Origin of the sequence: Actinoplanes sp. NPDC051411, assembly GCF_040682075.1 — a bacterium.
GTDB lineage: Bacteria > Actinomycetota > Actinomycetes > Mycobacteriales > Micromonosporaceae > Actinoplanes.
This window is the reverse complement of the sequence record NZ_JBFBAD010000116.1, coordinates 1-11326: the sequence shown is the minus strand read 5'-3', so window position 1 is coordinate 11326 and position 11326 is coordinate 1. Positions and strand designations below refer to the sequence as shown.

Annotated in this window: 10 protein-coding genes; 6 read left to right on the top strand and 4 right to left on the bottom strand. The window is 71.3% G+C overall.

Annotated features, from left to right (window positions below):
• The first annotated feature begins 32 nt into the window (after positions 1-32).
• From AB0M88_RS41350 to AB0M88_RS41340, 3 genes are all read left to right on the top strand, one after another.
• Positions 33-2549: a hypothetical protein gene (locus AB0M88_RS41350; RefSeq protein ID WP_364111561.1), complete on the top strand. Its 2517-nt coding sequence runs from the start codon at positions 33-35 to the stop codon at positions 2547-2549.
• Between the two features lie 513 nt (positions 2550-3062).
• Entirely contained in the window at positions 3063-4250 is a 1188-nt protein-coding gene (gene larC, locus AB0M88_RS41345) for a nickel pincer cofactor biosynthesis protein LarC (protein ID WP_364111559.1), read from the top strand.
• Positions 4247-4603 (top strand): hypothetical protein, encoded by a 357-nt coding sequence (locus tag AB0M88_RS41340; protein WP_364111557.1) that lies wholly within the window; start codon positions 4247-4249, stop codon positions 4601-4603. Before larC ends, AB0M88_RS41340 begins: the two co-directional genes overlap by 4 nt.
• Before the next feature lie 7 nt (positions 4604-4610).
• Here the strand turns inward: AB0M88_RS41340 and AB0M88_RS41335 are convergent, their stop codons facing one another.
• From AB0M88_RS41335 to AB0M88_RS41320, 4 genes are all read right to left on the bottom strand, one after another.
• Entirely contained in the window at positions 4611-6161 is a 1551-nt protein-coding gene (locus tag AB0M88_RS41335) for a ricin-type beta-trefoil lectin domain protein (protein ID WP_364111555.1), read from the bottom strand.
• Positions 6158-6787 (bottom strand): prepilin-type N-terminal cleavage/methylation domain-containing protein, encoded by a 630-nt coding sequence (locus AB0M88_RS41330; RefSeq protein ID WP_364111553.1) that lies wholly within the window; start codon positions 6785-6787, stop codon positions 6158-6160. The genes AB0M88_RS41335 and AB0M88_RS41330 overlap by 4 nt, the downstream gene beginning before the upstream one ends.
• Complete coding sequence (locus tag AB0M88_RS41325) at positions 6784-7917, bottom strand: putative Ig domain-containing protein (protein ID WP_364111551.1); 1134 nt, start codon at positions 7915-7917, stop codon at positions 6784-6786. Before AB0M88_RS41325 ends, AB0M88_RS41330 begins: the two co-directional genes overlap by 4 nt.
• A 78-nt stretch (positions 7918-7995) precedes the next feature.
• On the bottom strand, positions 7996-8178 hold the full coding sequence (locus AB0M88_RS41320; RefSeq protein ID WP_364111607.1) for a hypothetical protein: 183 nt from the start codon (positions 8176-8178) through the stop codon (positions 7996-7998).
• Between AB0M88_RS41320 and AB0M88_RS41315 the strand changes: the two genes are divergently transcribed.
• The 3 genes from AB0M88_RS41315 to AB0M88_RS41305 all read left to right on the top strand — a co-directional run bounded on the left by AB0M88_RS41315 (position 8143) and on the right by AB0M88_RS41305 (position 11210).
• Positions 8143-8883, top strand: coding sequence for an ROK family protein (locus AB0M88_RS41315; protein WP_364111549.1), 741 nt, complete (start codon positions 8143-8145; stop codon positions 8881-8883). The genes AB0M88_RS41320 and AB0M88_RS41315 overlap by 36 nt on opposite strands.
• Positions 8884-9875: 992 nt before the next feature.
• Positions 9876-10793 (top strand): NADP-dependent oxidoreductase, encoded by a 918-nt coding sequence (locus AB0M88_RS41310; protein WP_364111547.1) that lies wholly within the window; start codon positions 9876-9878, stop codon positions 10791-10793.
• A gap of 42 nt (positions 10794-10835) precedes the next feature.
• Entirely contained in the window at positions 10836-11210 is a 375-nt protein-coding gene (locus AB0M88_RS41305) for a GNAT family N-acetyltransferase (RefSeq protein ID WP_364111545.1), read from the top strand.
• Positions 11211-11326: the final 116 nt, after the last annotated feature.

Genomic DNA, 11326 nt, shown 5'->3' with positions numbered 1-11326 from the left:
AAGATCAGCGGAGATCGATCCTGGAGCATGCCATGGCGCATTCCGTCCGTGTAGGCCGACGCCGACTCCTCGCCGCCGCGGCGGCCGCCGTCACCGTGCTCGGCTTCGGGCCGCCCGCGGTCGCCCACCCGGCCGCCCCGGGAACCCTGTCCGAGACGAGCCAGCTCGGCAACCGCCGCTTCGTGGTCACCGGAGACCGGATGTTCGAGGTCGGCGCCGAGGACGCCACCTATCCCGCCACCGGCTTCCACACGCGGGGCGAGATGGGCGGGTTCTGGACGCAGCCGATCAAGCTGCTGGACGGCGTGTGGTTCGCTGCCGACGGCACCTGGCTCCGGGCGGACAAGTTCACCTCCGGCGCGGGTTACACGCAGATGAGCCTGGCCGGCCCGGGTGGGCTGACCGTGCAGCGCACCGACGTCGTACCCGATGGTGGCCGGGCGGCGCTGATCGGGCTCACCGTGTCGAAGAGCGTGCGGCTGACCGTGGACGCGCACTCCGAGCTGATGTCGGTCTACCCGTGGGGATCCACCACCCCGAGCCAGACCGACTTCAACCTGCCCGACACCGGCGCCTTCGACGGGCGCAACCTGGTCTTCCGCGACCGGGGCACGCCGCCGGTGGCCGGGGCCCGGGCCCACGACTACGCCGCGCTGGTGGGCAGCAGCCTCACGCCGTCGGCGCACGCGCTCGGCGCCGGCATGCGCGGCCCGCAGGGCGACGTGATCTGCGGTGACCCGGCGCCGGCGGTGTGCGACGACACGCCGTACGGGAAGGGCACCGGCGGGCAGCTGACCTACGACGTGGCCGGTGGCCGTACGGTCTGGTTCGCGGTGGCCGGATCCGACCAGGGTCTCGCCCCGGCCCGGGCCGAGCTGGCCCGGGCGTTGCGTGACCCGGCCGGCGCCCTGGCGGCCAAGAAGGCCGCGCGGGCGGCGGTGGCCCGCCGCACGACGGTCGATCTGCCCGGCGACCGGCTGCTGCAGCAGAGCGTCGAGTGGTCGAAGCAGAACCTGGCCGACTCGGTCCAGGAGTCGCACGACCTGCACGTGTTCACGAGTAACCAGGGCACCCAGTTCCCGGCGCCGACCGGCACCGTCGACGAGGTGCGATGGATGGGCGCGGGCTGGCCCGACTACCCATGGATCTTCGCCACCGACGGCGAATACAGCGCGTACGCCGCGGTCGCGTCCGGCCAGTTCCAGGCCGTCGAGGACCACCTGAAGGCGCTTCGCGACGTCAGCGAGATCGCCAACCAGCGCTCCGGCAAGGTGGTGCACGAGGTCACCCCGGACGGCCAGGTCTACTTCGGCGCCAACGCCGACGCCGGCAACACCGACGAGACGGTCAAATTCCCGAGCGCGGTCGCGCTGGTCTGGCGGTGGACGGGCGACAACCGCTTCCGCGACGACCTGTACGACTTCGCCGTGCGCAACATGAAGTACGCCGTCGCGCTCGACGCGGACGGCGACGGCTGGCCCGAGGGCAGCGGCAACGTCGAGCGCCCGGGCATGGGGGCGGAGAAACTGGACGTCACGGTCTACACCATCCGCGGCCTGCTCGACCTGGCCGACATGGCCACGGCCAAGGGCGACCGCGCGACCGCGGCGTGGGCGACCGCGCAGGCACGCACCCGGGAGCAGAAGTTCGAGGCGGCCTGGTGGTACGGCGGCGACGCCAACTCGTACGCGGATTCCCTGTCCGACCCGGGCAACGTGAAGACCTACCAGCGGTACTGGATCGGCGCCGTACCGATGGAGGCCGAACTGCCGGGCGGCGCCCCGGTCGCCTCCACCGCCCACGCGCTGACCGGCCTGGCGCAGCGCGAGCGGGACTGCTTCACCGGCGAGTTCGGGTTCTTCCACACCGGCACCGGGCCGACCAGCGACCCGGCCGGCAACAAGGGCCCGTCGTGCGACACCGTGACCTCCGCGGTGCAGTCCGAACGGGACATCTTCTCGCTCGGCAACTCCATCATGGCGGTGGCCGAGGGCAACTTCGGGCGGCTGACCCAGCAGGCGACGTACACCACGGCGAACGCGCGCAGCCAGCTCGACCCCAGCGTGTGGGAGATGCCCGGGGCGATGCCGGAGATCCTGCCGTCGCCCGACTTCGGGACGAACATGAGCAAGGACTTCCTGTCCCGCTCGAGCGTGCTGCAGACCTGGGGGGCGTACGGCATCCTCTGGCCGGTGGTGCACCAGCAGCTCGGCGTCGATCCCGATCTGGGCCACGGCCTGGTTTCCGTGGTCCCGCAGCTGCCGGCCGGGCAGACCCACATCGCCGGCTCGGACATCGCGGTGGGCAACGGCCACCTGGACGTACGCGCGGACCAGCGCGGCCGGACGCTCACGGTGGCTGTGAACGCGGCCGTCCACGCGCGGCTCAGCGCCGGCGTAGTGCTGCCGGCCGGGACCTCGGTGGCGTCGGCGACCCTGGACGGCCGCCCGGTCGGCACCCGGGTCACGCACACGACCCGCGGTGATGCGCTGCTGACCGGGCCCACCGCCGCCGGGCGGCACACCCTGGTGGTGACGCTGCGCCAATAATCCGGGCCCGTCGAGCGCCCGCGTCCAGCGCGGTCGCCGGCGGCACCCGCCATACGATGATCAAGGTGAGCGACCGATCGACTACCTATGGCGGCGCGATCAAGGCGGGCGGCGCGATCATCGGCGCGCTCGCCTCGGCCGCGCTCAGTCAATACACCGGGGAACAGTTCGCCGGTTCGGCCATCGGGTCCGCTCTAGGTGCTCATCGACGGGCTACGGCACCCGCCGGCATCGATCGCGCCACCGCGAGTTGGGCCATTCGCACGGCCAACGAGTTGAGCTGGACCCATTTCGTCCTTCTCGCCACGGTCGGACGGGAAGACCGCGGCTTTCCTGACGGCGCGATCCAGATCCAGCGCAACGCCGGCTCCTGGGCCAGCTGGACAGTGCACGGCGCGTTGATCGACCTCTCGCCGGAGAAGCGCGGCCTGATCAAAGTCCGCAGAACCACCGGCCGCGCCGTGCTCATAGGCTCGGGGTCGTTCGACGTCGAACGCGCAGCGAGGGGAAACCGTGGACGACAGGCACGCCTGGATCGACGCGAGCGCCGGCATCGCCGGAGACATGCTGCTCGGGGCTCTGATCGACGCCGGGGCGAGGCTCGACCGGGTGCAGGCGGCGATCGACTCGGTGCTGCCGGCGTCGATCGAGCTGAGCGTCGAGGAGGTTCGCCGGGCCGGCCTGCGGGCCACGAAGGTGCACGTCACGCCGCTCGTCGACGATCCCCCGCACCGGACGTGGCGGGACGTCCGGGCGCTGATCGGGCGGGCGGACGCGCGTACCGGAATTGAAGCGGTCTTCGACCGCCTGGCCCGGGCCGAGGCGAGGGTGCACGGGACGGACCCCGAGGACGTGCGCTTCCACGAGGTGGGCGCGCTCGACTCGATCGCCGACGTGGTCGGGGTGTGCGCGGCGATCGACGACCTCGGCGTCACCAGCGTCTCGGCGGGCGAGGTGGCGCTGGGCTCGGGGACCGTCAGGTCGGCGCACGGCCGGCTCCCGGTGCCCGCGCCCGCCGTCGCCGAGCTGGCCAAAGGCTGGCGGGTGCGCGGCGACGGCCCGGGTGAGCTGGCCACGCCGACCGGCATGGCCCTGATCCGCGCGCTGGCCGACCGGTGCGAGACCCTGCCGCCGATGACCGTGGAGGCGGTCGGCGTCGGCGCCGGCACCCGGGACACGCCGGAGCGACCCAATGTGGTCCGCGTCGTGCTGAGCAGACCCGAGGCGGAAAGGAACGAAGACGTCGTCCTCCTCGAGGCCAACGTCGACGACTTCGACCCGCGGCTCTGGCCCGGTGTGCTGGCGAACCTTCTCGAGGCGGGCGCCGACGATGCCTGGCTGGTGCCGATCCTGATGAAGAAGGGTCGCCCGGCGCACACGCTCTGCGTGCTGGCCAAACCGGGCCTCTCGGCCCGGCTGCGAAACCAGATCTTCCGGGACACGACGACCTTGGGCGTACGTCAGGGACCCCTCCGCAAAACCGCGGTCGCGCGAACCTTCACCACCATGACCGTCGCAGCGAGCACGATAAGCGTCAAAGTCGGCCACGTCGACGGCGTGATCGTGCAGGTCATGCCCGAGTTTGAGGACGTGGCCGCGGCCGCCCGCGCGACCGGCCGCCCCGAGCGCGCCATCCTGCAGGAGGCTTCGGCCGCCGCGGTCGCCGCCGGGCTGGTCGTGGGCGCGACACTGGACGCATGACCGACGACTGGCAGATCTTCGTCGACCCGCAGCCGCCGCCCGGCGACTTCCCGCCGCCGATCCTGCGCCTCCCGGCCGGCGCGACGACCGGCGACGCGGCCCGGGCGATCGAGCGACTGCTGCGCCAGGTTCGGTGGCTCGGCACGTTCCGGCTGTTCGTCGGCGACGACGCCGTCGGCCTGAGTTCACGGTCCCACCGGCAGGGGCGGTCGGCCGAGGCGGCCGCATCGCCCCTCGTGCCCCACGAGTGTCGCGACCCGAGCTGCCAGACGATCGAGTACCGCCTCGTCTACGACGAACACGACATGCCGGCCTGCGAGATCTGCGGCCGCCGGATGGGCCTGGTCCGTTGAACCCGGCTCAGCGCTCGGTGACGTCCTTCAGTGGCACGCCGGCGAGGTCGTCCTTGTTGGCGTTCCACTTCTGCAGGGTCGAGCCGTCGCACGGCGCGACATAGATCTTGGCGACCTTGTTGACGTCCTGGAACAGGTCGGGCGGGCTGGCGTTCTGGTCGCGCGGCTGCAGGCAGAGGCCGGCGCCGTCGACGATCTCGTAGCTCGTGGCGTAGGCGTCGGTGAGGCCGTACACGGTCCACCGCTGGTTGACCGCGTCCGGCACGCAGGATTTGGTCGTCACGTACTGGTAGAGGTCGGCCTTCAACGGACTCTGCAGGCAGTACTTCGCCGTGCCCTGGACCGTGCTGATGGTGCCGGTCTTGAAGTTCAGCGACGTGCCCACCTTCGCACCCCCGTCCAGCACCGGCAGCGTGTACCGCTGGTTCCACTCGACCTTGGTCGGGTCCGGGTTCTGCTTGCACGGCCAGGCGATCATGAACGTCCAGGCCGGGTTCTGGTTGGTGTCGTCCAGGCAGCGGCCGAACTGGCTGTAGTTGACCAGCTGGCCGACCGCCTGCCCGACCGCCGACGAGGCCTGGCCGGCGCCGGCGTCCGCGTCGAACGAGAACGTCGACACGTTGTTGTAGGTCCCGCTGCAGCTGGTCGTGATGATGAGGGCGCTGCCGGGCTTGTTGGCCTGGGCCACGTTGAAGCAGTAGCTGTCGATGTCGGTGCCGGTCGAGTTGCTGCCGACCAGGTTGGAGCTGTTGTTGATGCTCCACTGCTGGGCGTAGAGCGCGGGCTTGGTGGTCACGCACGGCTGGAGCGTCACCGCGGTTCTCGGCGCGTGGGTGGTGCCGGCCTGCAGGCACAGGCCGGCCGAGGTGGAGGACTGCGAGGAGACGAGCACGATGCGCAGGTTGAGGTCGTACGACCAGGTCTGGCTGACCGCCCCGGCGGTGCACAGCTGCATGGTCACCGCGGTACCGGCGGACGGGGTGCCCGGCCCGGCGTCGATGCACAGGTCGTTGAGCGCGGTGCTGTCGCGGTAGACGTGCACCAGGCCACCGGAGATGTTGGCGTTGTCGGTGTGCACGACGTAGGTGCCGCGCAGCGTCCGGCTCGAGGAGCCCGCGTCGGACGCCGTGCCGGTCGACGTGAAGACGACGAAGCGGGGCACGGCCCGGGTGCCGGTCCCGGCCACGCAGGCCACGGTGTGTGCGGTGATCCACGCCGTGTCCTGCAGGTGAACCTGCGGATCGGAGTCGTAGTAGCGGGCGCTCACCGAGTACGCGGCCCGGCCCACCGTGCCGGTCAGGGCCGCGCAGGGCAGCTTGGCCGCGTCGCCGACGGTCTCACCGGATGAGTTGATCTTCGTCGCGCTGCGGACCTGGCCCACGCCCACGTCCAGGCCCGCCTGGGCGGCGTTCAGCGCCTGCAGCCGCCGCGCCTCGTACGCGGTCGTGTGCAGCTGGCTCAGCACCAGCATCGACATGAACACGCTGAGCCCGACGCCGATCACCGACACGAGCATGGCCAGCGGCAGCGAGCCGCGGTCGTCCTTGAACCTGATCATGATGAGATCCCCCGGCCCTCGGTGCAGATCGACGAGTTGCCGGCGGTGACCGCGTTGAGCGCGGTGAACGTCACCTTGGTCTCCCGCTCGGAACCGGCCCGGCCGGCCGACGCGCTGAGACCGGGCCCGCCGCCGGTCACCGAGGTGACGTCGAGGGCGAGAGTCTGGTACTGCGGGTCGGTGGTCCCGACCGGCTGAGCGATGATCGTCACGGCGAAGGGCTTCGTCGCGGTCACCGACGAGGCCAGGGTCAGCCAGCCGGTCGGCGCCGGCGGGGTCTGGTTCTTGAGCCACGACCGCCGCTGGAGCTCGCCGGTCGCGGCGTGCAGCCGCAGCTCGACACAGGTGTCGACCGAGTCGACGTTGAGCAGGTATTCCACGTACGGGTCGCCGCCGACGGTCGCCGGGTCGCTGATCCCCCGCGCGTAGCGGACCTCCTTGTCGAGCCGGGCGAACGTGGTGTCGACCTGCGACTGGGCGGCCGAGACCGCGTCCACGCTGTTGACCGAGTGGTAGATCTGGATGACCGCGCTGGTCACCAGCGTCATCAGGATCCCGGTGCAGACCATCGCCATCATCACCTCGATGAGCGAATAGCCCTCGTCGTTGCTCGCGGCGGGCTTCACGACACCGTCCAGGTGGTCGTCTTGGACACGGTCGCGCCCTTCGCGTCGGTCACCTTGGTGGTCACCGCGTAGGTGCCCTTGGTGCTCGGCGTACCGGCGATCACGCCCGAGGAACCATCGAGGGTCAGGCCGGGCGGCAGGCCGCCGGCGCTCCAGGCGTACGGCTTGGTGCCGTTGCTCGCGGCGAGGGTGACCGCCGCGATGGCCGTGCCCGACCGCGAGGCCGGCGGGGTGAAGCCGGCGTAGCCGAGCGCCGGATTGACCGTCCAGCTGAAGTTCGAGGTCGCCTTCTGCCCGTTCGCGTCGATGACCGCGACCGTCACCGAGGAGGTGCCGGCGGTCGTCGGCGTGCCGCTGATCGCGCCGCCGAGCGGGTCGATGCTCAGCCCGGCCGGAAGCGAGGTGGCGTTCCAGGTCATCGGGGTCGCCCCGCCGCTGGTGGTGAAGGTCAGGCTCGCCGGGGTGCCGGCGTCCGAGGTCTGCGTGCCGGTCGTGCCGGTGATGACCGGGGGCGGCGTGCCCTCGCTGGTGTCGAAGACCGGCTCGGTGGAGACCTGCTCGGCGACCAGCGTGCTCGTCACGTACGAGCAGATGCCGCCCAGACAGGAGCGGCCGGGCCAGGTGACCCCCACGATGACCCGGTAGAACGCGGTCGACCGGGTGGTCGTGGCCTGGGCCACGCAGGCGCCGCCGGTCGACGGGCGCTCACACGTGCCGAGATACCAGTACTGCCGGAACGCGAGGCCGTTGAGCACCAGAGTGCGGTAAGTGGTCGGCAGGAAGGCTTTGTCGCCCGAGTCGGGAGCGGCCGTCAGGTCCGCCCACATCGTCTGATCGGTCGCGGTGAGCAGCCCGGCCACCGCGGCGATCGGGGCCGACCACTGCCGGGCCGAACTGACCTGGTCCCGCCCGAGCACCAGCGCCTCCGGCTTGACCGAGCGGGCCCGTTCCATCGCGTCGTCGGCCGCCTGGATCGCCGACTGCCGGTCACCCTGCTCGCTGTCGATCCGGATCGAGTTCACGAAGAACGCGCTGAGCGAAAGCATCACCACCGACACGACCGCGATCGCGACGAGCACCTCCGCCATCGTGAAGCCCTCGTCGGACCGGCGCGTACGTCGCTCCAGCACGCGCTTCTCCTCTCGTCGCCCGCCACGGGGTGGTCGAGACGCACGATCGGCAACCGCAACCGTTTCGCAAGGGTTCGACTACAAATTAGGGACGGGCGACAGCGACCGGGGCACGGGGCCGGTGCTTCCCCGGCGCCGGATGCGGACCGGCGGGCCGGGGTATTCGCGGCTCGGCGCGCCGGACAGCACGTCGAGGACGGCCCGGCCCAGCGTCACGCCGCGCCCGTGGACGTCGATGCTGAGCACCGAAAGCGGCGGCACCGCGCTCGCACAGCGCCGAGTCGTCGCACGCCAGCAGGCTCACCTCGGCCGGCACGCCGCCCCCGGAGCGCACCAGGTCGGCCTCGGCGGGCGGCCGCGGGCGGCGAGTTCTGGGTTGCCCGCCTGGAAACCGCCCGCTCGTTCGTCGCCCTCTACATGGGCAGCGGCCTCGGCGCCGGCATCATCCTCGACGGGGTCGCCCGGCAAGGCCGCCAGGCCAGAGCGGGCGAGTTCGGCCACCTCTGCCTCCAGCTCGACGGCCCGCCCTGCTGGTGCGGCAGCCGCGGCTGCCTGGAGATGCTCGCCGGCCCGCAGACCGTCGTCGAGGCGGCCCTCGCCTCCCCCACCGCCACCGCCGAGGCGGCCCTGGAGCCGCACCGCTCGACCGTGGCCGCGTTCGCCGCCATCGCCCGGGCCGCCCGCTCCGGCGCGCCGGCCTGCCGCGCCCTGCTCGACGACTCGGCCCGCTACGTGGCCGCGGCCGCCGAGTCGGTGGTCAACCTGCTCGATGTCGACCTGCTGGTCCTCACCGGGCCGGGTTTCGCCGCCGCCTCGTTCGTCTACGGCCCGGCGATCAGCGCCCGCCGACACCCGCACCTGGCGCCGCTCGGTCTCGGTGACGGTCTCCCCGGCCGCCACCACCGCCTCGACTGGATGACCGGGGCGGCCGCCCTGGTCATCCAGTCCACCCTCAGCAGCTCTTAGGCGGGCGCATCGTTCCTTGGATCCTCGCCCGGGGCTCCAGGGCTCGGCCTTGGCGTCGAGCTGGGCGGCCCGCTGCCCGCGCGATGACGATCTGATCCGGGTCAGTCGGCGGACTCGCCGAAACCCATGTGCACCATTGGTGCCCGGCGATTCTCCACCAGCTCGTCACAGCCAGATCGGCAGAACTCCGGAAGTCGACGATGGGCCGATCCCTCGCGAAACGCTGCTGTTCACGGCGGTCGGAAATATCACCTCGCACCGTGGTCCGCCAATGTCCCGGAATCACGACGCCGTACACCGTCCAGAGCAGGCTCACCGTCCACGTCCAGTTGCGGGAACGGAACTGGCGCCAGCCGTCGCCGAGGTCGCGGAGCAGGGACGCGGCGGCCGTCACCGGCCCGAGCCGGAGTCCGAGCAGGCAACCGCGCCGAGCGCGAACGTCGCGGCGTCCACCGCATGGACCGGCCACAGCCGGGCCGAGCAGTTGCGCGGACGACTGCGCGATCTTCACAACGGCATTCGCCCACTGGGTGGCGCGGGCCACGAGCGGACGCCGCCGAACAGAATGCAACTCAGGAATGGAATCATCCAGGCCGCCGTGACGAAGCCGACGCCGGTCGAGCCATAGACGTGCCCAATTGCCAGCGCTGATGCGCCGGTCAACATCGCATCACCGACCCGGAGTCGCAACCGAACCGTAGTTGGACGAGTTAGTCCAGAGCGTGATGTCGCACCCTGGGGTGGCAAGATGCGACGGGGAGCCATTCGGTCTCGCAGGTAGACAGGGATCTTGCACACCCGCGCGGGCGATCCCCCGCGGCCTTCCAGCTATCCTTGCGCGAGCTAAGTTTGGACTTTATCGTCCTCCGCGCGGCTAGCATGGGCGGTGCCTCGACAGCCGAGTCGAGGTCGCTGCGGTCTACTGGTTCGTCCGGCTCCGGCTGGACGGTGCGTGCCGCGCGGGCAAGCGACTGAATACTGGGAGGTGCTGGATGAAGGCGATCGTGGTGACGGATCAGGCCGCGGGAACGGCCGGGATGAGGCTGGTGGAGCGCCCCGAACCCTCGGCGGCGATCAACGACGTCATCGTCGAGGTCCACGCGTCGGGATACGTTCCGACCGAGGTGGAGTGGCCGTCGACCTGGGCGGACCGTGCCGGCGGGAAACGGATGCCGTCAATCCTCGGGCACGAGCTGGCCGGAGTGGTCACCGCCCTGGGCTACGGCACGACGGGGCTCTCGGTGGGACAGCGCGTGTTCGGGATCTCCGACTGGCATCGGGACGGCGCTCTCGCCGAATACCTGGCGATCGAGTCCCGCAACCTCGCGCCGCTCCCCGGTGACGTCGACTTCACGGTGGGCGCGAGCCTGCCGATCTCGGGCCTCACCGCGTGGCAGGGCCTGTTCGTGCACGGCCGCATCCGGTCCGGGCAGACCGTTCTCGCGCACGGTGCGGCCGGCGCGGTCGGGACGATGGTGACCCAACTCGCGCGCGAGGCCGGCGCCCATGTCATCGGCACCGGGCGCGCCGCCGACCGGCAGAAGGCGCTCGACTTCGGTTCGCACGAGTTCGTCGACCTGGACACCGAGTCACTGGACGACGTCGGCGGTGTCGATCTGGTCTTCGATGTCATCGGCGGCGACATCCAGACGCGGTCCGCAAACCTGATCCGGCCCGGCGGAACACTGGTGTCGATCACCGGCCCGGTCGAGGCGCGGCCGGAGAACGTTCTGGTCGTCGACTTCGTCGTCGAGTCCGACCGGACCCAACTGGGCGAGATCGTCCAGCGGGTGCGGGACGGCCGGCTGCGGACCAACATCGACAGCGTCGCGGCCCTCGACGACGCCGTCGCCGCACTCAACCCGACCGGGCGGCGTAAGGGCAAGACGATCATCCGCGTTCGCCCGTGACGACACGGCACATCCCGGCGAGCCACCAGCGAAGGAGAACCTATGACTGAGCCGATCCGCAACGAGGCCGGGCATCCGTACGGGCCGGGCGCGCTCAGCGGCGAGGGGTTCGACTTCTCCGTCGTCAACGACGAGAACACCGGCATCTACGAGGCCGTCGCCGGCGACATCAAGATCGCCGGATTGCCCTACAGCGTCGCCGGCGGCGACCGGCTGGTGCTGCTGGCTACCTCGGTGTTCCCCGACTTCCGCAACCAGGGCGTCGCCACCGAGCTGATACGACGTGTTCTCGACGATGTGCGCGCCCACGGAAAGACGGTCACCATCATGTGCCCGATCGTGCGCAGCTTTGTCGAGCGCCACCCCGACTACGCCGACCTCGTCGACCCTCGGCATCCCGGATTGACCGGAGGGTGACCGAAGGGGTGCCGCTGGGGGGGGGCGGGGCGGGCCGCCGGCGGGGCCCCCCGGCCCCCCCCAATTTCGGAAGCACGCGGGACGCGCGCTGGGTGAGACGGGGGTCCCGCGGCGCC